Annotated in this window: 21 protein-coding genes and 1 pseudogene; 5 read left to right on the top strand and 17 right to left on the bottom strand. The window is 71.2% G+C overall.

Annotation, left to right across the window (positions count from 1 at the left end; translation table 11 throughout):
• Positions 1 to 25: 25 nt before the first annotated feature.
• The 9 genes from DEJ47_RS35015 to DEJ47_RS34975 all read right to left on the bottom strand — a co-directional run bounded on the left by DEJ47_RS35015 (position 26) and on the right by DEJ47_RS34975 (position 9,154).
• Positions 26 to 1,225: an acyl-CoA dehydrogenase family protein gene (locus tag DEJ47_RS35015; protein WP_150175134.1), complete on the bottom strand. Its 1,200-nt coding sequence runs from the start codon at positions 1,223 to 1,225 to the stop codon at positions 26 to 28.
• 14 nt (positions 1,226 to 1,239) lie between these two features.
• A complete protein-coding gene (locus DEJ47_RS35010; protein ID WP_150175133.1) occupies positions 1,240 to 2,496 on the bottom strand; it encodes an MFS transporter in 1,257 nt (418 codons plus the stop codon).
• Between the two features lie 38 nt (positions 2,497 to 2,534).
• Entirely contained in the window at positions 2,535 to 3,773 is a 1,239-nt protein-coding gene (locus DEJ47_RS35005; RefSeq protein ID WP_150175132.1) for an ATP-grasp domain-containing protein, read from the bottom strand.
• The gene (locus tag DEJ47_RS35000) at positions 3,770 to 4,936 is read right to left on the bottom strand and encodes a pyridoxal-phosphate dependent enzyme (RefSeq protein ID WP_150175131.1); all 1,167 of its coding nucleotides are present in this window, start codon (positions 4,934 to 4,936) and stop codon (positions 3,770 to 3,772) included. Before DEJ47_RS35000 ends, DEJ47_RS35005 begins: the two co-directional genes overlap by 4 nt.
• A complete protein-coding gene (locus DEJ47_RS34995; RefSeq protein ID WP_190415713.1) occupies positions 4,933 to 5,961 on the bottom strand; it encodes an ABC transporter substrate-binding protein in 1,029 nt (342 codons plus the stop codon). The genes DEJ47_RS35000 and DEJ47_RS34995 overlap by 4 nt, the downstream gene beginning before the upstream one ends.
• On the bottom strand, positions 5,958 to 6,785 hold the full coding sequence (locus tag DEJ47_RS34990; RefSeq protein ID WP_150175130.1) for an ABC transporter ATP-binding protein: 828 nt from the start codon (positions 6,783 to 6,785) through the stop codon (positions 5,958 to 5,960). The genes DEJ47_RS34995 and DEJ47_RS34990 overlap by 4 nt, the downstream gene beginning before the upstream one ends.
• A complete protein-coding gene (locus DEJ47_RS34985; protein ID WP_150175129.1) occupies positions 6,786 to 7,910 on the bottom strand; it encodes a FecCD family ABC transporter permease in 1,125 nt (374 codons plus the stop codon).
• On the bottom strand, positions 7,907 to 8,662 hold the full coding sequence (locus DEJ47_RS34980; protein ID WP_150175128.1) for a class I SAM-dependent methyltransferase: 756 nt from the start codon (positions 8,660 to 8,662) through the stop codon (positions 7,907 to 7,909). The genes DEJ47_RS34985 and DEJ47_RS34980 overlap by 4 nt, the downstream gene beginning before the upstream one ends.
• Before the next feature lie 105 nt (positions 8,663 to 8,767).
• Complete coding sequence (locus DEJ47_RS34975; RefSeq protein ID WP_150175127.1) at positions 8,768 to 9,154, bottom strand: ferredoxin; 387 nt, start codon at positions 9,152 to 9,154, stop codon at positions 8,768 to 8,770.
• A gap of 311 nt (positions 9,155 to 9,465) precedes the next feature.
• On the opposite strand from DEJ47_RS34975, the gene DEJ47_RS34970 reads away from it, so the two are divergent.
• Positions 9,466 to 10,449, top strand: coding sequence for a hypothetical protein (locus DEJ47_RS34970; RefSeq protein ID WP_223828632.1), 984 nt, complete (start codon positions 9,466 to 9,468; stop codon positions 10,447 to 10,449).
• Between the two features lie 225 nt (positions 10,450 to 10,674).
• On the opposite strand, the gene DEJ47_RS34965 is transcribed toward DEJ47_RS34970, so the two are convergent.
• Positions 10,675 to 10,947, bottom strand: a complete 273-nt coding sequence (locus DEJ47_RS34965; protein ID WP_190415711.1) for an SCO0607 family lipoprotein — start codon at positions 10,945 to 10,947, stop codon at positions 10,675 to 10,677.
• Positions 10,948 to 11,239: 292 nt separating this feature from the next.
• Between DEJ47_RS34965 and DEJ47_RS34960 the strand changes: the two genes are divergently transcribed.
• Positions 11,240 to 12,505, top strand: a complete 1,266-nt coding sequence (locus tag DEJ47_RS34960) for a cytochrome P450 (protein ID WP_150175126.1) — start codon at positions 11,240 to 11,242, stop codon at positions 12,503 to 12,505.
• Here the strand turns inward: DEJ47_RS34960 and DEJ47_RS34955 are convergent.
• Positions 12,454 to 13,464 (bottom strand): helix-turn-helix transcriptional regulator, encoded by a 1,011-nt coding sequence (locus DEJ47_RS34955; protein ID WP_150175125.1) that lies wholly within the window; start codon positions 13,462 to 13,464, stop codon positions 12,454 to 12,456. The two genes, DEJ47_RS34960 and DEJ47_RS34955, sit on opposite strands and share 52 nt — an antisense overlap.
• A 61-nt stretch (positions 13,465 to 13,525) precedes the next feature.
• Here DEJ47_RS34955 and DEJ47_RS34950 point away from each other — a divergent pair, with 61 nt between their 5' ends.
• The gene (locus DEJ47_RS34950; protein ID WP_150175124.1) at positions 13,526 to 13,921 is read left to right on the top strand and encodes a RidA family protein; all 396 of its coding nucleotides are present in this window, start codon (positions 13,526 to 13,528) and stop codon (positions 13,919 to 13,921) included.
• 27 nt (positions 13,922 to 13,948) lie between these two features.
• Here DEJ47_RS34950 and DEJ47_RS34945 read toward each other — a convergent pair whose 3' ends face one another.
• The 4 genes and pseudogenes from DEJ47_RS34945 to DEJ47_RS34930 all read right to left on the bottom strand — a co-directional run bounded on the left by DEJ47_RS34945 (position 13,949) and on the right by DEJ47_RS34930 (position 17,860).
• A complete protein-coding gene (locus DEJ47_RS34945; RefSeq protein WP_150175123.1) occupies positions 13,949 to 14,572 on the bottom strand; it encodes a LysE family translocator in 624 nt (207 codons plus the stop codon).
• A 59-nt stretch (positions 14,573 to 14,631) separates the two neighbouring features.
• The gene (gene pstS, locus DEJ47_RS34940) at positions 14,632 to 15,795 is read right to left on the bottom strand and encodes a phosphate ABC transporter substrate-binding protein PstS (protein ID WP_223828631.1); all 1,164 of its coding nucleotides are present in this window, start codon (positions 15,793 to 15,795) and stop codon (positions 14,632 to 14,634) included.
• Between the two features lie 139 nt (positions 15,796 to 15,934).
• On the bottom strand, positions 15,935 to 16,705 hold the full coding sequence (locus tag DEJ47_RS34935; protein ID WP_223828630.1) for an SDR family oxidoreductase: 771 nt from the start codon (positions 16,703 to 16,705) through the stop codon (positions 15,935 to 15,937).
• A pseudogene (locus DEJ47_RS34930) lies at positions 16,702 to 17,860 on the bottom strand (acyl-CoA dehydrogenase family protein). Before DEJ47_RS34930 ends, DEJ47_RS34935 begins: the two are co-directional and overlap by 4 nt.
• Before the next feature lie 205 nt (positions 17,861 to 18,065).
• On the opposite strand from DEJ47_RS34930, the gene DEJ47_RS34925 reads away from it, so the two are divergent.
• Both DEJ47_RS34925 and DEJ47_RS34920 read left to right on the top strand, forming a co-directional pair.
• Positions 18,066 to 19,007 carry an alpha/beta fold hydrolase gene (locus tag DEJ47_RS34925; protein WP_150175121.1) on the top strand — a complete coding sequence of 314 codons (942 nt, stop codon included), beginning with the start codon at positions 18,066 to 18,068 and terminating at the stop codon, positions 19,005 to 19,007.
• Positions 19,008 to 19,061: 54 nt separating this feature from the next.
• On the top strand, positions 19,062 to 19,709 hold the full coding sequence (locus DEJ47_RS34920) for a TetR/AcrR family transcriptional regulator (RefSeq protein ID WP_150175120.1): 648 nt from the start codon (positions 19,062 to 19,064) through the stop codon (positions 19,707 to 19,709).
• Between the two features lie 45 nt (positions 19,710 to 19,754).
• Here the strand turns inward: DEJ47_RS34920 and DEJ47_RS34915 are convergent, their stop codons facing one another.
• Both DEJ47_RS34915 and DEJ47_RS34910 read right to left on the bottom strand, forming a co-directional pair.
• Positions 19,755 to 20,708 carry a LysR family transcriptional regulator gene (locus DEJ47_RS34915; protein ID WP_150175119.1) on the bottom strand — a complete coding sequence of 318 codons (954 nt, stop codon included), beginning with the start codon at positions 20,706 to 20,708 and terminating at the stop codon, positions 19,755 to 19,757.
• A gap of 47 nt (positions 20,709 to 20,755) precedes the next feature.
• Positions 20,756 to 21,628: an LLM class flavin-dependent oxidoreductase gene (locus DEJ47_RS34910; protein WP_150175118.1), complete on the bottom strand. Its 873-nt coding sequence runs from the start codon at positions 21,626 to 21,628 to the stop codon at positions 20,756 to 20,758.
• Between the last annotated feature and the right edge of the window lie 70 nt (positions 21,629 to 21,698).

The following is a 21,698-nucleotide window of genomic DNA, read 5'->3' as shown; positions in this document are numbered from 1 at the left end:
CACCTCGTAGGCGGAATCTGGCAGCTCAGCGCCGCACCCGCGGCATCCCCAGCCCGATCCAGGAGATGATCTCGCGCTGGATCTCGTTGTTGCCGCCGCCGAAGGTGAAGATCACCGCCGAGCGGTAGCCGCGTTCCAGTTCGCCGTGGAGGACCGCGCCCGACGAGCCCTCCTTCAGGGAGCCGGCCGAGGCGACGACCTCCATCAGCCAGGCGTACGCGTCGCGGCGTGCTTCCGAGCCGTATACCTTCACCGCGGACGCGTCCTGCGGGGTGAGCGTGCCTTCCTGGACCGCGTTCACCATCCGCCAGTTGAGGAGCTTCATCGCGTCGAGCCGCGCGTGGGTCCTCGCGAGGCGGCCACGGACCCAGTTCAGGTCGATGACGCGGCGGCCGTCGGCCAGCTTGGTGTCCATCGCCCAGCGTTGGACGTTGTGGAGCGCGCGGATCGCCATCGTGCCGTGCGCGGCGAGCGTGACGCGTTCGTGGTTGAGCTGGTTCGTGATCAGACGCCAGCCCTTGTTCTCCTCGCCGACGCGACGGGAGACGGGGACGCGGACGTTCTCGTAGTAGCTGGCGGTCGTGTCGTGCGAGGCGAGGGTGTTGATGAGGGTGCAGGAGTAGCCCGGGTCGCTCGTGGGGACCAGGAGCATGGTGATCCCCTTGTGGAGCGGGACGCCCTCTTCGGGGGTGGCCGTACGGACCGCCAGCCAGACCCAGTCAGCCGTGTCGCCGTTGGTCGTCCAGATCTTCTGACCGTTGACCGTGTAGTGGCCGGTCTCCTCGTCGCCCTCCCGCACCGCCTTCGTCTTCAGCGACGCGAGATCCGTACCGGCGTCGGGTTCGCTGTAGCCGATGGCGAAGTCGAGTTCGCCGGAGAGGATCCGCGGCAGGAAGTACGCCTTCTGCTCGTCCGTGCCGAACTGCATGATCGTCGGCCCCACGGTGTTCAGCGCCATCAGCGGCAGCGGCACGCCCGCCTGCGCCGCCTCGTCGAAGAAGATGAACTGCTCCATGGGCGAGAGCCCACGCCCGCCGTACTCCTCGGGCCAGCCGACCCCCAGCCAGCCGTCCGCGCCCAGGCGGCGGACCGTCTCCCGGTAGAACCGCTTCTGCGCGGCGGGTTCGCCGTACCGCGCGTAGGAGTTGTCCGGTACCAGCTCGGCGAAGTACGCACGCAGCTCGGTGCGCAACTGCTGCTGCTCAGGCGTGTATTCGAGGTGCACTGCCCCTCCAGGCTCTACTGGATCGGCGCTCGGCGCGCTCGCTCCCGGACCCGACGGCGGACAGAGTAGAACCCGTTGCAGAAATAGGGAATGGGCCCGCGCAGGGCACGTAGCAGCAGCGGTGGCAGCAGCGCGCACTGCGCCGCCACCGCCAGCCAGAACAGGCCGGTGTGGTCCGTGCGTTCCGCCCACGCGTAGCCCTCTCCCCCCACGATCCCGCTCGCGAACGCGCCGATCCCGGCCGCCAGGCGCTGTCGGCCGAAGACGACCGCGGGCGAGCGGGGGGACAGCGCCAGCGCTTCGAGGTCGTTCTTCAGGAACAGGACGATCTCGCCGGCGCAGATGAGCAGCGCCCCGCCGAGGATGGCGGCCGGGTGGCCGAGGGCCAGCGCCGCCATGCCCGCGGCCAGTGCCGTGAAACCGATGCGCAGGGCGCGCGGGTAGGGCAGGTGGGCCGTCCAGTCCGACAGGAGGGGCTGGGTGACCACGAGGAGGAGGGCGTAGAGGGCGAGGACCAGACCGTAGAAGTACGTCGACGTCCTGCCCACCGCGTACAGCGCGAGGTAGTGCTGGAAGAACATGAAGACGTACACACTCAGAACGGTGATCGCGAAAGGGAGCAGGGCCGACGGCTTCTCGGCCGCCGACTGCGTGCTGTGGTCGTCCTCGGGAGGCGCTTCCGGCGTCGCCTGCGGCAGCAGCGCGTGCCCCGCCGTGATCAGGGCGAACAGCACGGCGACCGCCGTGAAGAGCCCCGCCGACGCCGTCAGGACGAAGGGGGCGGCCGCGATGGGGCCCAGTGCGATGCCCGCGTTGAGCGCCGAGCTGCTCGCGGAAAGGAGCGGGGCGCGCCGCTCCTCCCCCACCCCCGTGACCAGGTACGCCTTGTTGGCGGGCAGGTAAAGCGCGGCCCCGGCGGAGACGAGGAACAGGGCGGCGACCGCCCACGTCGGCCTGCTCAGCCCCGGCAGGAACGCCGCGAAACCCGCCGTGCGGATCACCAGGGCCAGCAGCATGGTGCGCTGCAGGCCGATGCGTTCGGCCAGGGCCGCCCCGACGACACCGCCCGAGAACTGCACGAACGAGGCGACGGCCAGCACCACGCCCACGGCGCCGAGCCCCATGCCCAGCCGTTCGTGCAGCAGCACCGACATGAAGGGCAGCACGGCGAAGCTGCCCAGGGGTATGAGGAACGAGCCGGCGAGGAGGAAGTACTGCGGGGCGGTGAAGTGAGTGAACTGTGCCAGGCGTGTCAGTGGCGATGACCGCATCCGTTTTGGTGCGGGTGTCGGTTTGTGGGGTGACGGGGTCATTCTCGGTCTTCGTCGGCCTCGACGGTCGGGCGTATGCTGCCGGCCGCGCTGAGCGCCCTGTGCAGGGCGAGTTCGGCGGTCTCGGCCTCGGCCAGCACGATTCCCGTGCATCCGCGCTGGTCGTTCAGGTGCTGCACGCGCCGCCCCGGGACGGCGGTCGGGTACCACTCGGGCGAGCCGGGGAACGCCGCCAGCCCGTCGAGGCCCGTCCAGCCGGTGAGGGTACCGGGACGGTCGGGGTAGACGAGCACGAAAGCCGTGGCCGGTCCGGGTGCGGACCCGGTCGTCACGGCGTCCAGGAGTGCGGGGCGGTGGCCGAGCGCGGTGTCGACCAAGGCGTCGTAGACGTTGGTGCCCAGGGCGCGGCACAGGGCCTCGCCGACGAGGGCGCCACCGATGCGGCGGTTGATCTCCACCAGCTCCGGGCCGTCCGCGGTGAGGACGAACTCCACGTGCGCGAAGCCGCTGTCGTGGCCCGCGGCGGACAGGACACGCCCCGCCCACTCCTCGATACGGCCGAGTTCGGCGAGCGGGAAGGCCACGGGGAACGCGGCGGCCTCCTCACGGACGGACGGCTCGGGCGACATCTGGCGGCTCAGGACTCCGAGCAGCTTCGTCTCACCCTGCCAGCCGAGCGTCTCCGCGCTGTAGACCGGTCCTGAGAAGAAGCGCTCGGCGAACAACTGCCCGTTGAAAGCGCGTCGGGACGCCTCGGCGAGTGCGGTGCGCAGCTGCCGCTCGTCCCGCACCGGCCATACGTTGCGGGAGGACGTGCCCGCGGAGTCCTTCAGGACGGCGGGCAGGCCGACCTCCCTGAGGATCTCGGCGGCCGAGGAAACCTGCGCCGGAACCGCCACGGCACGGCTCGCGCTCAGGCCCCGCTCGTGGAGGAGCGCCCGCACCCGGCTCTTGTCGCGCAGGAGCCGGACCGCGGTCGGGTCGGGTCCCGGCAGACCGAACTTGGCGGCCAGGTCGGCGCCGGGGACGCTCCACGTGTCGGTCGAGTTGATGAGCCCGCTCAGGTCGGGCACGGCCGACAGGGCGGCCGCGCAGGCCCCGGCGTCGTGGGTGTCGACGTCGACGATGTCGAGGGCCCCGGGGTCGAGGTGGGCGAGTTCGTGACGGTAGACGTCGCGGTCGCCGGTCAGCAGGCACAGGCGGTGCCCCGCGTCGGCCGCGGCCTCGACGAGGCGGCCCAGGCCGAAGGTGAGTGCTTCGAGTGCGGCGATGGTCACGGTGCCTGGTCCTCCTGGTGCGGTGCTCCGAGCGGGGCGCCCGAAAGCGTGAGCGGGTCCACGGGTCGTACGCGTGCGTCCGTCTCCCGTACGAGCCGCGCCTTCACCGGGGCGGGTACGGCTGCCCCGGTTCCCCCGGCCCGTACCTCGTAGCGCCGCCGGTTCCACTCCATCGCCGACCAGGGCGGCGTGAGGTCCGCGAGGTCGGTGATCTGGTGCGGTTTCAGCGTGCGCGGGTCGAGTGCCTCGCGGTGGCGGGCGAAGACGCGGTCGGTGTAGCGGTGTCCGGTGTCGGCGCCGATGACCAGGTGCGTGCGCTCGGGGTCACGCGCCGCCTCCCAGCCCGCGACCAGATGCGCCGCTCCGGTCGACAGACCGGCGAAGACGGCGTGGTCGCGCAGCAGTCCCACCGCGCCCGCCATGGCGTGCCGGAAGTCGAGCCAGTGGAGGGTGTCGTACAGGTCGTGGTGGACGTTGTCGAAGGGGATGGAGCTGCCGATCCCGGCGATGATCGCCTCGGGGTCACTGAACCGTTCGCTGCCGAACGTGACACTGCCGAAGGGCTGCACGCCCAGCAGGCGTACGTCGCGGTCGCGCCCGCGCAGCGCCTCGACGAGGCCACCGCTCGACGAGCCGGTGCCGACGGCCCCGACCACGGTCAGCGGTACGCCGGGCAGCGCGCGGTCGACGAGCGCGGCGAACTCCCGGTAGCCGGTGTAGTGGACGGCGTCGTGGTACTGCCGCATCCAGTGCATGCCGGGCCGCTCGGCCAGCAGCCGGCGCACCCGTCTGACCCTGCCCTCCTGGTCGAGCCGCAGGTCCTCCGAGGGCGGCATCTGGTCCACGGTGGCGCCGAGCACCTCCAGTTGGGCGCGCATCGTGGCGTCGACGGTGGTGGAGGCGACGATGTGGCAGTGCAGGCCGTAGCGGTGGCAGGCCATGGCCAGGGCGAGGGCGTAGATGCCGCTGGAGCTGTCGACGAGGGTCTGGCCCGGTTTCACGGTTCCGCGTTCGAGCAGGGTGCGGACCGCGCCGAGGGCGGCGTACACCTTGAGGGTCTCGAAGCGTGCGAGGACGACGTTGTCGGAGAGACGCAGCAGGTCCGGGGCCTTTATCGCGTCGGTGATGTGGTCGTGGACCCGGGCGGTCACGGTCGCCGTCACCGCCCGACCGAACGCAGGTAGCGGCCCAGGTTCTCGGCGCCCGCGACGTTGCGGGGGCCGCTCACGACATCGCCGTACGACATGACGTGGAAGCGGTTGTTCTTCACCGCCGGTACGGACTTCAGGCTCGGCAGCTTCTTGAGGTAGGCGATCTTGTCCTTCGCCGGCTGGTCGGCGTAGTCGACGATCACGATGACGTCGGGCTTGGCCTTGATGACCGGCTCCCAGCCCACCGTCGTCCACCCCTTGTCGAGGTCCCCGAAGACATTCGTGCCGCCGGCGGCGGTGATGATGTCGTCGGGTGCGGCGTGCCGGCCCGCCGTGAACGGCTGGTCGGTGCCGGAGTCGTAGACGAACACCTTGGCCGGGTCGCCCTTCGCGGGCCACGTCTTCTTCAGCGCGGCGACCCGCTCCTTGAGGTCGCCGACCAGTTCGTCGGCGCGCTTCTCGACACCGAAGATCTTCCCGAGGTTGTCCAGGTCCGTGTAGAGCGCCTGGAGCGGCGATGAGTCGACGCTCTTGTCGCCGTAGTCCCAGCAGGTCTCGGTGTGCAGGTAGCTGGCGACGTTCACCTTGTCCAGCAGGGCGGGGGTGATGCCGCGTTCCTCGCTGAACCCGGAGTTCCAGCCAGCGAGGACCCAGTCGGCCTTCGCGTCGACGACGATCTCGCGGGTGATGCGTTCGTTGCCGAGCCGGTCGACCTCGGCGTACTTCTCGCGCCAGGGCGATCCCTTGATGGACGGGTCGCCGAGCTTGTTCATGACGTAGCCGCGCATGCGGTCCGCGAGGCCGAGGGCGAACATCTTCTCCGCTCCGCTGACGTCGTACGCGATGGCGCGCCGCGGGCGGGTGTACGTGATGTCCTTGCCGCAGTTGGAGACGGTGACGGTGTCGGTGTCCTTCCCGGAACCGGTGCCGGGCTTGCCGCCCGCCGCCGATTCGACCTCGGCGCCGCAGCCGGTGAGCAGGAGCCCGGTGGTCAGCAACCCGGCTGCGAGGGCTCGGGGGAACGGTGGTCGGGTCACGTGTGGGGTCCTTCCGGGGACGGGGAAGCCGGTGCGGGGATGTCGGGGAGCGGCGGGGGCGGGGCGAGGTCGTAGAGGAGTTGGGGGAGGCCCGTACGCGGGTGCGGCACGACGACCGCGTCGACGCCGAACACCTTGCGCACCAGCTCCGGGGTGAGGACCTCGGCCGGGTCGCCGGCGGCGACCAGGCATCCCGCGCCGAGCACGGCGACGCGGTCGCAGACCTGCGCCGCGAGGTTCAGGTCGTGCAGGGCCGTGAACACGGTCAGCGCCGAGCCGCGCAGGAAGGACAGGAGCTCCACCTGGTGGCGGACGTCGAGGTGGTTCGTGGGCTCGTCGAGGACCAGCAGGCGGGGCTCCTGTACGAGAGCGCGCGCCACGAGGACGCGTTGGCGCTCGCCGCCGGAGAGGCTGAGGACGCTGCGGTCGGCGAGGTGGGCGACGTCGAGCCGGTCCATGGCCTCTCGGCACAGCTCACGTTCGCGGTCGGTCAGGGGGTGGTTGCCCTGTGCGTGCGGGGCGCGGCCCAGGGCGACCACTTCCTCGACGGTGAAGTCGAGTTCGGTGTGGCTCTCCTGGGTCAGCGCGGCGACGGAACGGGCGCTGTCGCGCAGTTTCAGCGACGTCAGGTCGGTGCCGTCGAGCAGCACGGCCCCTGACGTCGGCTTCAGCGCACGGTAGACGCAGCGCAGCGCGGTGGACTTGCCGCTGCCGTTGGGGCCGACGAGTCCGACGATCGAACCGGTGGCCACATCGAGGCTGAGTCGGTCGACGAGGGCGCGTCCAGCCGCCTCGACGGTCAGGGCGCGGAGGGAGAGAACCATCTACCGGCCTCCGAAGAGATAGCCGCGGCGGCGCATCAGGACGACGAACACCGGTACGCCGATCAGCGCGGTGATCACCCCGAGCGGCAGCTCCTCGGGGGCGAACGCGGTACGGGCCACGAGATCGACCCACACCATGAAGCAGGCGCCGGCCGGCGGCGCGACGGCGAGGACGCGCCGGTGCGTGGAGCCGACCCAGATCCGCACCACGTGCGGCAGGACGAGACCGACGAAGCCGATGGCGCCGCTGACCGCGACGATCAGCCCGGTGACGGCCGCGGTGAGCACGAACAGGCCGCGGCGCAGCGCGTCCGCGTCCACGCCCAGGCTGGCCGCGGTCTCGTCGCCGAGCGACAGGACGTCGAGCGACCGGCTGTGCCGCAGCAGTACGACGACCGCGACGAGGACCGCCGCCGTCACCAGGGGCAGGGACTCCCAGGTCGCGGAGCCGAGGCTGCCGAGCAGCCAGAACAGCACGGTCCGCGCGGCCTGCCCGTTCGGCGCGAGGAACACCAGCACGCTCATGAGCGCCTGGAAGCCGTACGCCAGCGCCACTCCGGTCAGCACCAGCCGCAGCGGCGTGAGCCCGAGAGGCCCGCGCGCGGCCAGGTACACGAGCACGGTCGCGCCGAGAGCTCCGAGGAAGGCGGCGGCCGAGAGGGCGTAGACCCCGAGGCCCGCGAAGATGCCGAACACGACGACGGCGGTGGCTCCCACCGAGGCGCCGGACGAGATGCCGAGCACGAACGGGTCCGCGAGGGCGTTGCGCACCAGCGCCTGGATGGCGACGCCCACGACGGAGAGCCCGGCGCCGACCACCGCGGCCAGCAGCACCCGTGGCGTGCGCACGTGCCAGACGATGGCGTACCCCGACGCGTCGTCCGCGTCGATGGTGCCTCCGGTGAGCGCGGCGGTGAGGAAGTGCACGACGTCACCGGGGGGTACGACGGTCGGTCCCAGCGCGATGCCGGCCAGGACGGAGACCACCAGCGTCACCGAGAGTGCCGTGAGCGTGGTCAACAGCCGCCCGCGGCCGACGGGTTGTCCGTCGGAGTCCTGGCGCGGTGTGCGCCGCGAGCCGGCGGCGCGGCTCGCGGGCGGCGTCGCGGATGTCGCCTCGGTCATGAGGCCGAGAGTTCAGGGCGGGTGCCGGTCACGATCAGCCGCTTCGAGTGGTTGTCGTACGGGCCGCCGTCGAAGTCGCCGTAACAGCGCACGTCGGTGAAGCCCGCCGCCTCGAAGAGGGCGCTCAGCTCGGCCGCGCTGTAGAGGAAGGAGGTGATCGACGCCGCGCGCGCCTCGCCGTCCCGGACCAGCGTCCAGTCGGTGCGCAGCCGGGTCCAGCTGTCCAGGACGGTGTCGCGCTGCAGTACGTACGCACCGCCGTCGAGGTCGACGACCTGGGGTCGGCCGATCCAGCCGGCGAGGACCTCCTTGCCCATCACGTCGACGAGCAGCCGTCCGCCCGGCACGAGCGAGTCGTGGGCGTTGCGCAGCACGCACTCGTTGTCCCGGGGGTCGTCGAAGTAGCCGAACGAGGTGAAGAGGTTGAGCACCACGTCGTACGTCTCCGGCTCGACGTACGTGAGCATGTCCCCTCGCACCAGCCGGACGTCGACGCCCGCCGCGTCGCACGCGGCGTCGGCGCGCTTCAGCATGGCGGGGCTGAGGTCGACCCCGGTGACCGCGCTCCCGGCGCGGGCCAGCGGCACGAGGTACAGGCCGGGGCCGCAGCACAGGTCGAGGACCCGGCTCCCGGCAGGGAAGCGGAGCAGCGAGGATCCGCCGACGAGGACCTCCACGTCCGCGCGCCTGCGCTCGGAGAACATGGTCTCGGCGAAGTCCGACCAGAAATCGTCGTCCTCGTACCAGTTCATGGGCCTGCTACCTCGTTCCAGTGCACGGATGCGCGTGACCGCGCGGGGTTCTGATGCACTGGTCGGACGGAGGTCCCTGTTGGTTCCCGGCCGATGCCGAGTTGTTCAGCCGAGCGTCGTCAGGAAGGCGTCGCACGCCTTCGCGCAGCGGCGGCAGGCTTCCGCGCAGTCCGCCGCTGCGGGGTGCAGGTCGCAGAGGGAAGCGCACTGGAGGCAGATCGCGCGGCACCACTCGACCTGCATGCGGACGCGTTGCTCGTCCTGGTCGCTCTGTTCGGCCAGGACGCGGGACGTCGCTTCGCACACGTCCGCGCAGGCGGTGTTGAGGCGGGGTGCCTCTCCCGGTCCGGCCGGGCCTTCGCGCACGAGGCACACGCGTGCGCAGTCGTCGCAAGCCTGCGCACAGGCGAAACGGTCCTCCAGGTAGCGGACGAGATCCTCGTGGCTACATTCCTCCGGTTCCTTCGTCGCTGGGGTTGCGGACGCGGTCATGGGCTCTTCGTATGCCGCGGCCGGCCTCGCCCGGGTGCCTGGCGGGGTTGTCGTGACGGTCACGGGGACCCCTCCCTTCGGTCCGGGACGAGTAGCCGTCGCGCGGTGAACGAAACCCGCGGCCGGGACAACTGCCCTGGTCCACAACCGAGTTGATCGACTACCGGAGGAGATCGAACTTTAGACAATGTCTCGGTTTGGTCTCGGTCCCGTTCGCGCTGAACGGCGACGCGCTCCGGACGCGTACTCACGTCTCGAAAGGCCGAGCGAGTCAGCGGCACCCCTTCAGGGGGCCCGACCGAGGAGATGCGATGAACAACATGACCGGAACCAAGGCGAGCAGCGGCACGGCGAGCGGCACGTACCGCCGGAAGGGCGTGCTGCTGGCGTCCTTCGCCGCGGCGGGAGCCCTGCTCCTGTCCGCGTGCGGCGGGGGCGACGAGGGCGGATCGGACGCCAAGAACGCGGGCGCGGAGGCGACGCGTGACACGTCCGGCTCCATGGAGCTCGCCCTCAAGTCCGGTACCGCGCGGCAGAACAAGGCTCCCGAGAACACCGGGGACTGGGCCAACCCGCCCGGAAAGCCCGCGTCCAAACCCGTGCAGCGGAAGTGGGTCCAGCTCTCGGCGGGCAGGGCGGGCGCCCTCGATCCGGTGGTCGTCAATGGTTCGGGCTTCACCCTGTACCGCTTCGACAACGACACCGCGTCGCCGTCCAAGTCCAACTGCAACGACGCCTGCGCCACCACGTGGCCGCCCGTTCTCGTGAACCCGGGCGGCAAGATCTTCGTCCAGGGTGTGGAACGGTCGCAGGTGGGCGTCATCACCCGTGACGACGGCACCCACCAGGTCACCATCGGCGGCTGGCCGGTCTACCGCTTCAGCAAGGACACCAAGCCGGGCGACACCAACGGGCAGGGTGTCGGCGGCACGTGGTTCGGCGTACAGCCCGACGGACAGAAGTCCGGCCAGGAACAGGAAGACGGGACCGCGACGGACGCTCCGACGCCCGACGCCTCCGCACCCGAAGACGGCGCACAGCAGGCGCCCGCCACCAGCGCCATCCTCTTCGACGACGCGAATTTCTCGGACGACGGCCCCGCCCAGGGCATCGCAGGTGAGGGCTGCCAGGATCTCGCGCGCCCCAAGGTGACCTCGTCGATCTCGCTCGACGGCTCGGCGAAGATCTGGTCGGGTCCGGGCTGCACCGGAGCGTCCAAGGTCATCAACGGTGACGTGGCCGACCTGGCCACCATCGGCTTCGACAACAGGATCAGCTCGGTGAAGTTCGGCTGACGCGCCGCCGCGCGAGCGGCCCATGGACCGGTGCCCGCCTCGACATCCCCCGGGGGCGGGCACCACTCATGTCCGGCGCCGCCCACGGCCCCGACGCGGAACCGGCTTCGTCCGGAAACCCGGCAGGCCCCGCCGCGACGGGGGAGACACGGCGGGGCCCACACATCGAGTGCCCGCTCAGCACGCGCTCACACCCGTGGAGGCGCGGCGAGTTGCGCGCTTCGCTCACTGACCGTCCTTCAGCTCGACGATTTTTCCGTCCTCGTCGAGCGTGTGCTTGTTCCAGTACTCGTCCCACTTGTCCCCGATGTGCTCCGGGACCTTGCCCTCCGGATAGCGGGCGTAGCCCTTCGGCGGGTCCTCGCCGTCGGGCTGGCACGCGGAGCCGCTGCTGCCCACGTGCAGGACCGGATACTCGCCGCCACCGCAGACCGCGTCCTCCATGGAACAGCCGGTCAGCACCGCGGCGGCTGCCGCACCCGCCAGCGCGAGTGCCACGACGGACCGCGCCGACCTCCTGCCGGATGCGCCGGCCGCCGGGCGAACTCGGATGCTGCTGTGCACAGTTGTCTTCCTCTCATCGGGTTGCGTGTCCAGCGTGCGTGGCCGAAGGGGACGAATCATGAGTACGCGTACTCAGTCGCCGCACCCGTCCGTACTCGATCACACCGAGCACCCCCACTCGCCTGAGCCACGCCGAGCCACTTTGGCTCATATGGGCGCCACACGGCGCCAGTTCTGTGCCATGCTGGCGCCACTGCACCGTCGTACGCATCCGAGGGGACGCACCATGCAGAACGACGCATCGACCCATCCCGAAGGCCCCGCCGCCTCTGACACCCCCGCAACTCCGGACGCCCCTGTGGCCGCCTTTCCCACGACTCGCGCCAAGGGCTGCCCGTTCGATCCGCCCGCAGAGCTGACCCGCCTGCGCGAGGAGCGACCGCTCACGCGCCTGCGGTACCCCGACGGCCATGTGGGCTGGTTGGCCACCGGTCACGCCGCGGTCCGCGCGATCCTGGGCGACGTACGTTTCAGCTCGCGCTACGAACTGGCGCACGTACCCTTCGACACGGGCTTCACCGGCGAACTGCCGCCCGCGCCCACGGGCGACATGACCGGCATCGACGCTCCCGAGCACACGCGCTACCGGCGGCTGCTCGCCGGCAAGTTCACCGTGCGCCGCATGCGGCTGCTCACGGAACGCGTGGAGCAGATCACCACCGAGCATCTGGACGCGATGGAGCGCCGGGGGCCGGTCGTCGACCTCATGGAGGCGTACGCGCGGCCCATCCCCGCGCTCATGATCTGCGAACTGCTCGGCGTGCCCTACGCCGACCAGGACATGTTCCAGCGACACGTCGCGACATCCATGACCTTGAGCTCCTCGGAGGAGGAGCGCGCGGCGGCCATGGTCGCGATAGACGAGTACATGCGGAAGCTGGTCATGGGGAAGCGCACCACGCCGACCGACGACCTTCTCGGCGACCTGACCACCAGCGACCTCACGGACGACGAACTCACCGGCATCGGCGGGTTCCTGCTCGGCGCGGGGCTCGACACCACGGCCAACATGATCGCGTTCGGCACGTTCGCCCTGCTGTCCAACCCGGACCAACTGGCTGCCCTGCGTGCGGAACCGGGCCTCGTCGATCAGGCCGTCGAAGAACTGATGCGGTATGCCACCATCGCCCAGACCGGACTGCGCGCGGCGCTGGAGGACGTGGAGGTGGAGGGCAGGCTCATCAGGAAGGGCGAGTCCGTCGCCCTGTCGATGGAGGCGGCGAACCGCGACCCGGCGAGGTTCCCCGACCCCGACAGGCTCGACCTGCGCCGCAAGGCCACCGGCCACCTCGGCTTCGGCCACGGCATCCACCAGTGCCTGGGCCAGCAGTTGGCCCGCGTCGAGATGCGGGTCGCCTTCCCGGCCCTGCTCACCCGCTTCCCCACCCTCCGCCTCGCCGCGGCACCGGAGGACGTCCCCCTGCGGGAGGGCATGAACATCTACGGTGTCCACGAACTCCCTGTGACCTGGGGCGAGGCAGGCGGCGCGTAGAGCGCGGCGATGGCGGCGGCGCGGTCGCGGAGGGATGCGCGCAGCCACTCCGGGGACAGCACTTCGGCGTGCGCGGCGAGCTCCCACAGCGCCCATTCGGCGTGCCGGGCGTCCTGGAACACCAGATCCAACCGCGGCCGGCCCGCGTCCTGCGCGTCCTCGCCGCGGACAGTGAGCGCCGTGGCCACCAGGTCCTCGCGACGCGCCGGGTCCACCCGCACCCGTACGAGGACCTGCTCACCGCCACCGTTGCGGAACTGTGTGTTGCGTTCCTGCCAGACGCGGTCCAGGTCGACCGTGTCCGGTCGCCGCGCGGGTTCGCCGAGTGCCTCGGCGGCCAGTACCCGGGACAGCCGGTAGGTGCGGTCGGCGCCGCCGCGCACGGCCAACAGGTACCCCTGGCCGCGCACGGTGACCAGGCCGATCGGGTCCACCGTGCGCCACTTCGCCGCCTGGCCCACGGCCGCGTAGTGGATACGCAACCTGTGCCCGGCGAACACCGCGCGCCGGACCTCGGCGACGATCGGCTCGGGCAGTTCCTCGCTGTCCACGCGGCGCGCGAGGAGGTCCGTCTCCGGGTCGACGAGGAGTCGCTGTGCCGCACCGGTCGCGGTGCCCCGAAGGTTCTCGGGCAGCGCGTCGAACACCTTGAGCATGGCCGAGGCGAGGGACGAGCCGAGGCCGAACAACTGGGCACCGCGCCGTGATCCGGCGATGAGCAGGGCGAGCGCTTCGTCGTGGTTCAGTCCGGTGAGTGCTGTCCGGAAGTCGGGCAGCAACGCGAACCCGCCGTTCCGGCCGCGCTCGGCGTAGACGGGGACGCCGGCCGCGGAGAGCGCCTCCATGTCGCGCAGCACGGTGCGGGCGGACACCTCGAGCTCGCGGGCGAGCGCGTCCGCCGTCATCCGACCGCGGCGGCGCAGGAGGAGCACCAGGGAAACCAACCGGTCGGCGCGCATGCGAAAACCCTAGCGAAATACATGACGAGGAATGTCATGTATTGCTGGAAGGCTCCGGGCCATGGAACGAAACGCAGTCAACCCAGTGACCTGGTCGACGGAGTTGGGCTTCAACCAGGGCGAGCTCGTCTCCGGACACACACGCACCCTGTACCTCTCGGGCCAGACCGCGATGAGCGGCGAGGGCAGACCCGAGCACGAGGGCGACATGGCGGCTCAGCTCGCGCTGAGCGTCGACAACGTCAAGGCCGTCCTCGCCGAGGCCGGCATGTCCCTCGCGGACCTCGTCCGCCTCAACGTCTACACGACCGACGTCGACCTGCTCTTCCAGCACTACGGCGTACTGGCGGGCCAACTCGCCACCGCCGGGGTCGCACCGGTCACCACGATGCTCGGGGTGACGCGCCTGGCGATCCCGGGCCAGTTGGTCGAGTTGGAAGGGACGGCGGTCGCCTGAGAGCGGGAGGGGGCGGGGGCGGACGGCTCAGCTGTCCGCCGTCGCCACCTTCAGGCCGAAGCCGATGAGGACGACGCCCGTCACACGGTCCAGGACCCTGCGCACCGTCGGCCTCTCGAAGAAGGCGCGGGCCGTGGCCAGCACCATGACGTATCCGCCCAGCCACACCAGCGTGAGGGCCGCGTGCAGGACCGCGAGCAGAGCCATGCCCAGGTGCGACGGAAGGGAGTGCGGGGCGAGAGTGGGCAGGAGGCCCGTGTAGAAGACGGCGATCTTCGGGTTGAGTACGTTGCTGACGAGGCCGGTGCGCCACGGGTTGCCGCGAGGCGTCGTGGCGTCCGGGGCGGCAGCGGCCGGTCGGCCGCCTCGGCGGCTCTGCCACAGGGCCTGCGCCCCGAGGAACAGGAGGTAACCCGCGCCGAGCAGCTTGACCACCGTGTAGGCGGTGGCCGACGCCGCGAGGACGGCGGCGAGACCCGCCACTGTCAGGACACCCCAGACCAGCAGTCCGGCGGTGATCCCGCCGACCGTGCGCAACCCGTCGTGCCAGCCCGCACCGACGGCTCGTTCGGTGACCACGGCCATGTCGGGGCCCGGCACCACGGTGAGGAGGGCGAGCACTCCCGCCGCCGCCATGATCTCCGTGAACATACGGGCAGTCTCGCATTCAGAGCCTGCCTTTGGCCCCCCGCCCCGACGCCCGGCTCGCGTCAGGAGAGCGTGTCCACCACGTCCCGTACCTGGCCCGCGACCGACTCCGGCAGCGGCGCGTAGTTCAGGCGCGACAGGTCCTTCTGGCCCACCTTGCTCGCCGTGTAGGTCAGGAACGACTTGAGCGCGGGCAGGGTCGTCTTCTGGTTGCCCTTGTCGCAGACGATCTCGTACGTGACCTGGACGATCGGGTACGCGTCCGGCGCCGAGGCGTCGTAGCGGAACTTGAGCTTCATGTCCTTGCCCTGGCCGGCGACCCGGGCCGCGGCGATGCCCTTCGACGCCGTCGCGGGCGTCGGCGCGACCGGGGCGGGCGCGCCCGTGTCGACGCTCACCGTCTTGATCTGGCGGGCGCGTGCGAAGGACAGCTCGAAGTACCCGATCGCTCCGACGCCGGACGTCACCTCCGATGCGACGCCGCTCGACCCGCTCGCGGACGCGCCGCCCCTCCCCTGCCAGGACTTGGCCACCGGGTGGGGCCAAACTGCCGGGGCCGCGCCCGCGAGGTAGGCCTGGAAGTTCTGCGTCGTGCCGGAGTCGTCCGACCGGTGCACGGGGCGGATCGGCATCGCGGGGAGCTCGGCGCCCGGGTTGAGGCGCCCGATCTCCGGGTCGTCCCAGTCGGTGATCTTCCGGTCGAAGATCTTCGCGAGGGTGGGGGCGTCGAGCACCAGGTCGTCGAGGCCCGGCACGTCGTAGCCGATCGCGATGGGGCCGCCGACCATGGGCAGGTCGATGGCGCGCCCACCCCGGCAGACGTCCTTGGAGCGCTCGACCTCGTCGGGCTTGAGCGCGCTGTCGGAGCCGCCGAACGCGGTCGCACCCCGCAGGAACTGCGCGCCGCCCGCACCGGACCCGATCGGGTTGTAGGCGATCCGCACCTTCGGGCACGCGCGCTGATAGTGCTTGATCCAGTACTTCATCGCGTTCTGCTGCGCGCTCGACCCGGTCCCCTGCACCTTGCCCGCGTCGGCGCAGTCGATCCCCGCGACGGCGGCGGCACCGGCCGCGGACCCCGCGTCACCGCCCCCGTCGTCACCGTCTCCCCCGAGGCCCGCGACACCGCATCCCGTCAGTGACAGCGACAGCAGAGCCGTCAGGGAGACCGCGGCGCGCGCTCCCCCTCGTTGGTGGTACGTACGTCCTGGACGTGGGCGTTGCAACGTTGTCCCCTCGGGGTACCGCGAAATTGGATCTCGACCTGACCCCAGATGCTCGCACCCGTCACCGAGCGGGTGGGTGACGCGGGGGCGAACATCGGGCGACATCGTGCGGTACGGAGGGAAAGGAGTGAGCGAGACGTCACAGCGGGCCGCCGCCGAGGAGCTGGCCGCCGTCCACCACGAGGGTCTCCCCCGTGATCCAGCGGGCACCTCCCCCGGCGAGGAAGGCGACGGCCTCCCCCAGGTCCTCGGGTTCGCCGATGCGGCCGAGCGGCGTGGCCGCGGCTACCTTCGCCTCGTTCTCCTCCCACAGCGCCTCGGCGAGCCTGGTGCGGACCACTCCCGGGGCGATGGCGTTGACGCGGACCTTGGGGGCGAGTTCCAGGGCGAGTTGCTTGGTGAGGTGGATGAGTGCGGCCTTGGAGACGTGGTAGATGCCGACGTCCTGGGCGACCGTGAGGCCGCCGATGGAGGCGGTGTTGACGACGGAGCCGCCGTGCTCGCCCATCCACGCCCTCACCGCGAGCGAGGTCCACAGGATCGGCGCCCACAGGTTGACGTCCATCGTCTTGGCGAAGCGCCCGTGGTCCTGGTCGATGACGGGGCCGTACGCGGGGTTCGTACCGGCGTTGTTGACGAGGATGTCGAGGCTGCCGTACGTCGCGACGGTGTGCTCGACACAGGCTCGCGCGGCGGCCTCGTCGGTGGCGTGGGCCCCGAACCCGCTTGCGCCGTCGCCGAGTCGAGCCGCCGCCTCCTTGGCGCGTTCCTCGCTGCGCGAGGTGACCACGACGTGCGCGCCGCGGTCGCGCAGCGCGGCGGCCGCCGCGAGACCGATGCCGCGGGAGGCGCCGGTGACGACGGCGACCTTCCCGGCCAGAGGGCCCCGGTCGTCACGCGGCGCGCTCACCGGCCACTCCGCTCGTTCTCCCGGCGGCGCAGTTCCCGCAGCGCGATGGCGCGCTTGTGGACTTCGTCGGGGCCGTCCGCGAGCCGCAGCGTGCGCAGGTGGGCGTACATGCCGGCGAGCGGGAAGTCGTCACTGACACCGCCGCCGCCGTGCACCTGGATGGCCCGGTCGACGACCTTGAGCGCGACCTGGGGTGCGGCGACCTTGATGGCGGCGATCTCCGTCCGCGCCTCCTTGTTGCCGACGGTGTCCATCAGGTGTGCGGCCCTGAGGGTGAGCAGGCGGGCCATGTCGATCTCGACGCGCGACTCGGCGATCCAGTCCTGGATGTTCGCCCGGTCGGCGAGCGGCGCGCCGAACGTCGTACGCGACTGGGCACGGTCGATCATGAGGTCCAGGGCGCGCTCCGCCATGCCGATCGTGCGCATGCAGTGGTGGATGCGTCCGGGGCCCAGCCGCGCCTGGCTGATCATGAAGCCGTCGCCCTCGCCCGCGAGGAGCGCGGTGGCGGGGACGCGTACGTCCTCGAAGAGCACCTCCGCGTGGCCTTCGCGGTCCTGGTAGCCGAAGACGGGCAGGTTGCGCAGGACGGTGACGCCGGGGGTGTCGAGCGGGACGACCATCATGCTCTGCTGGCGGTGGCTCGGGCCGTCCGGGTCGGTCTTGCCCATGACGATGAGCACCCGGCAGTTCTTGTGCAGGGCGTTGGAGGTCCACCACTTGCGGCCGTTGAGGACGTAGTCGTCGCCGTCGCGGACCATGCGCATCTCGATGTTGCGGGCGTCGGAGCTGGCGACGGCGGGCTCGGTCATGGCGAACGCGGAGGCGATCTCACCGGCGAGCAGCGGCTTCAGCCACTTCTCCTTGTGCTCTTCCGTGCCGAAGAGCGTGAGGACCTCCATGTTTCCGGTGTCCGGCGCGTTGCAGTTGGTGGCCTCGGGGGCGAGGTGCGCGCTGCGGCCCATGATCTCGGCCAGCGTCGCGTACTCCAGGTTGGTCAGGCCAGGACCCCACTCGGGGTGCGGGTGGAAGAGGTTCCACAGGCCCTGCTTCCGCGCCTCGGCCTTGAGCTCCTCCAGGACCGGCGTGCGGGTCGCCCGACTCCGCCATCTGGGCCTCGTACACCGCCTCCGCGGGGTAGACGTGCTCGTCCATGAAGGCGAGCAGCCGCTCCTGGTACTCCTTGGCCCTGTCGGTCACGTCGAACACGCGTCGTCCTCCAACGGTCTCGGGGCGGGCAGCGTATTTGAATCCGGGTTCAGGTTCAAGAGTATGGAGAACGCCGCCATCCGCGCGGGCACCCGCCTTGTACATTGAACTCAACGTCAAGTTCAAAGCGCGGACCACGGAGGTTCTGCCCATGCCGACACACGTCACCCTCGCCGAGTGGGAGCGCGTCGCGACGCGCGAGGTCCCGTCGGGCGACATCACGCTGCGCGTCTTCGACCACGGCGAGGGACGGCCGGGCGAACCCCCGGTGGTCCTGTGCCACGGCTTCCCCGAGCTGGCGTTCTCCTGGCGGCACCAGGTCTTCGCGCTGGCGAGTGCGGGGTACCGCGTCCTCGTCCCCGACATGCGGGGGTACGGCGGGAGCTCGCGGCCCGCCGACGTCGACGCGTACGACATCCTGACGCTCTGCGGCGACCTGGCCGCGGTCCTCGACGACGTGGGCGCGGACGACGCCGTCTTCGTGGGGCACGACTGGGGTGCCATGGTGGTGTGGCAGATGGCCCTGGCCCGCCCGGAGCGGGTGCGTGCGGTGGCCGGGATGAGCGTGCCGGTGGCGCGGCGCGCCCCGGCACCCCCGATCCCGATCCTGCGCAAGCGGCTCGGCGAGGACTTCTACATGGTCTGGTTCCAGGAGCCCGGCGCGGCGGACGCGGCCCTCGGCCGCAACGTGCGCAGGACGCTCGTGGCGAAGGAGATCTACTCCGCCCGCTGGGCCGAGCAGCACGACGAGCCGTCGTCGCCCCCGCCGTGGCTCAGCGAGGAGGAACTGGGCCACTACGTCGAGACGTTCGAGCGCACCGGGTTCACCGGCGGTCTCAACTACTACCGCAACCTCGACCGCAACTGGGAGCTCACCGAGCACCTCGCCGACCGCCGCGTCACCCAGCCCTCGCTGTTCCTCACCGGCTCCAAGGACCCCGTCGGCCAGTTCATGCCCGCCAAGGACCTCGACACCATGCTGACCGACCAGCGCGCCCACGTCGTACTCGAAGGCGGCGGCCACTGGATCCAGCAGCAGCGGCCCGACGAGGTGAATGCCGCTCTGCTCGACTTCCTCTCCGAGGTCGGCTGATAACATCCGCTGCCTCCGATACGTACAGGTTCGACCGACAGTGAATGGATCGCGGTGGCTGCCCAGGCCCCGGCCGCAGACGGCCAGAAGCAACCGATCACTCCCCGCAGCGCCCGTGGCGTCAGGACGCGCAACGCGCTGATCGCCGCCGCGCGCGAGGTGTTCGAGCGCGACGGGTACCTGGACGCCCGCATCACGGACATCTCCAAGGCGGCACACGTCGCCTCCGGGTCGTTCTACACGTATTTCAACAGCAAGGAAGAGATCTTCCGGGCACTGGTCGAGCAGGTGCAGGAGGAGATGCTCCACCCGCACCTGCGTGAGCGCACCGGCATCACCGACCCCCGGAAGCTCATCGACGCGTCGAACCGCGAATACCTGCGGGCGTACAGGAAGAACGCCCGGCTCATGGCCCTGTTCGAGCAAGTCGCCCAGGTCGACGAGCAGTTCATGGCGCTGCGCATCGAGCGGGGCAACGCGTTCGCCCGGCGCAACGCCAAGCTCATCCGCACCCTCCAGGAGAACGGCCAGGCCGACACCTCCCTGGACCCCCTGGTCACCGCGCACGCCCTCTCCGTCATGGTGAGCCGCATGGCCTACATGGTGTTCGTGCTCGGGCAGCGCATCCCGTACGAGCGGCTCGTCACGACGCTGAACACGATCTGGGAGAACGGGCTGCAACTGCGGGACGCCCAAGACTGAACCGGGAGCCGGGCCGGGTCGGTTCGGTTCGGCGATCCGATCCGGCTACCAGCCGCGCGCGGACTCCAGCAGGTGGTCCCTGACCAGGGCCACGTGCGGGTTGTCCGACGAGCCGGGGCGCTGGACCAGGTAACCCGTGTTGATGGGCGGGTCGTCCGGGTCGTTCAGCAGGACCAGGGCGCCGGACGCCAGTTCGTCGACGCACAGGTATCGGGGCAGCACAGTGAAACCGGCGCCGCCCGCGACGGCCGCCTTGACCGCGCGCAGGTCCGGCATGGTGACGGCGGGCTTGCAGACCAGGCGCCTGCCGAAGACGTGCCGCCAGTAGCGGCGGACGATGGGCAGGTCATCGGCGTACGCCACCAGAGGGACGCCGTGCAGCACCGCGGGACCGTCGACGGCGAGCCGCGGCGCCCCGCCGATCCGCTCCGCCCAGACCGGCGAGGCGACCAGGACGAACTCCTCGTCGGCGAGCGGCACCGAGGCCGGCGTCCGGCCGCGGGGGCGGGCCGTGGCGATCAGGAGGTCGTGCCGACCCGCGCGCATCTCCTCCAGGAGGTCGTCCGTGAGCCCGGTCGCGACCCGCAGCACCACTCCCTTCTCCACCAGCGGGGCGATCCGCGGCAGTACGCAGTGGGACAGGAGCTCCGCCGGTCCCGCCACGTGGACGGGCTCGGCGGAACTGTCGCTGCCGTGGCCCGCGACCTCGGCGAGCGCGTCCAGGGGCTCGACGATGCGGGCTGCCAGCTCGTCCGCGAAGGGGGCGGGCGCCGCGCCGCGCGGGAGCCGCTCGAACAGCTCCCGGTCGAGCCTGCGCTCCAGGGACCGGATCTGCGCGGTGACCGTGGGCTGCGACAGGCCCAGGAGACGTGCGGCCGCGGTGAAGGAACCGGAGCGGTAGACGGCGAGGAAGGTGCGGAGCTGGTTCAGGTCCAGGGAGGTGGTGACCTCGGCGTCGGCGCGGGCGGCAGCGCCACCATCGGTATCTCCATGTCCCATGCGCGTGAGCATAGGACGCACCGACGGCAGGGGCGAGGCGGGGGCGGTCACGGCGTCAGCGGGGCCACCCCGTCCGTGACGAAGCGGATGAACCCCTCCGGGTCCGGTTCGTCGGCGGTGGGCTGCAGGACGACCGTGTCGGCCCCCGCATCGGCGAGCCGCCGGACGGCGTCCGCCACGGCCTCGGCGTCCCCGGCGACACCGAGCCCCTCGATCCCGTCCCGCCCCTCGCCGCGGAGCTCGGCCCGCAGCCGGTTCTCCGCGTCGGGACCGGTCGCGGCGAGCAGGTAGACCACCACCGGATGGGCACCCTCCCGCCCTGCCGACTCCCGCCCCTCATCGACGAGTTGGCGTGCACGGCGTACGCCGTCCGGTGTCACGCTCGCGTCCAGGATGGTGCCGTCCGCCGCCTCCCCGGTGAGCCGCAGCGAGCGGGGTCCCCGCGCGCCCGCGTACACCGCGGGGGCGGACGCGGGCGGCCAGTCGAGCGCCACGTCGTCGAGATGGACGTACCGCCCGTGCGTCGTGACGCGCTCGCCCGCCAGCAGCGCCCGCATCGCGTCGAGGTGTTCGCGCAGGAGCGTGACCGGCGACTCGGCACGTGCGCCCACCTGCCCCATCCAGTCCTGCACGCCGTGCCCGACGCCGAGCAGGACGCGGTCGGGGAAGAGGCGGTGCAGTGTGGCCGCCTCCATGGTGGTGAGGGCGACGTTCCGCAGCGGCACGGGCAGCAGTCCCACCCCCACGCGCAGCCGTTCGGACCAGGCGAGGGCGGCGGACGCCGCGGCGATGCCGCTCTCCAGGAAGCAGTCCTCCCAGAGCCACAGCTCTGCGAGACCCGCGTCGTCGGCCGCGCGCACCATGCCGCGCAGGCGCTCGGGCGGAAGTTGAGGACGGAAGACCACACCCAGAGTCGTCATGCGGCTTTCCTATCCCGGCCGCCCGCCCGCGATCAACAGGGAATCCCTTCTCTTCCCCGGCCCTCCCGCG

It is taken from the genome of Streptomyces venezuelae, from assembly GCF_008642355.1.
In the GTDB taxonomy this organism is placed as follows: domain Bacteria; phylum Actinomycetota; class Actinomycetes; order Streptomycetales; family Streptomycetaceae; genus Streptomyces; species Streptomyces venezuelae_B.
This window is presented reverse-complemented; position numbering and strand designations above follow the sequence as displayed.

Excerpts from the sequence above, each read along its gene's own strand:
- DEJ47_RS34950 (WP_150175124.1), top strand. The coding sequence starts at position 13,526 with ATGGAACGAAACGCAGTCAACCCAGTGACCTGGTCGACGGAGTTGGGC.
- DEJ47_RS34970 (WP_223828632.1), top strand. The coding sequence starts at position 9,466 with ATGAACAACATGACCGGAACCAAGGCGAGCAGCGGCACGGCGAGCGGC.
- DEJ47_RS34975 (WP_150175127.1), bottom strand. The coding sequence starts at position 9,154 with ATGACCGCGTCCGCAACCCCAGCGACGAAGGAACCGGAGGAATGTAGC.
- DEJ47_RS34915 (WP_150175119.1), bottom strand. The coding sequence starts at position 20,708 with ATGGGACATGGAGATACCGATGGTGGCGCTGCCGCCCGCGCCGACGCC.
- DEJ47_RS34910 (WP_150175118.1), bottom strand. The coding sequence starts at position 21,628 with ATGACGACTCTGGGTGTGGTCTTCCGTCCTCAACTTCCGCCCGAGCGC.
- DEJ47_RS34990 (WP_150175130.1), bottom strand. The coding sequence starts at position 6,785 with ATGGTTCTCTCCCTCCGCGCCCTGACCGTCGAGGCGGCTGGACGCGCC.
- DEJ47_RS34955 (WP_150175125.1), bottom strand. The coding sequence starts at position 13,464 with ATGCGCGCCGACCGGTTGGTTTCCCTGGTGCTCCTCCTGCGCCGCCGC.
- DEJ47_RS34980 (WP_150175128.1), bottom strand. The coding sequence starts at position 8,662 with ATGAACTGGTACGAGGACGACGATTTCTGGTCGGACTTCGCCGAGACC.
- DEJ47_RS34945 (WP_150175123.1), bottom strand. The coding sequence starts at position 14,572 with ATGTTCACGGAGATCATGGCGGCGGCGGGAGTGCTCGCCCTCCTCACC.
- DEJ47_RS35010 (WP_150175133.1), bottom strand. The coding sequence starts at position 2,496 with ATGCGGTCATCGCCACTGACACGCCTGGCACAGTTCACTCACTTCACC.
- DEJ47_RS34960 (WP_150175126.1), top strand. The coding sequence starts at position 11,240 with ATGCAGAACGACGCATCGACCCATCCCGAAGGCCCCGCCGCCTCTGAC.
- DEJ47_RS34985 (WP_150175129.1), bottom strand. The coding sequence starts at position 7,910 with ATGACCGAGGCGACATCCGCGACGCCGCCCGCGAGCCGCGCCGCCGGC.
- DEJ47_RS34925 (WP_150175121.1), top strand. The coding sequence starts at position 18,066 with ATGCCGACACACGTCACCCTCGCCGAGTGGGAGCGCGTCGCGACGCGC.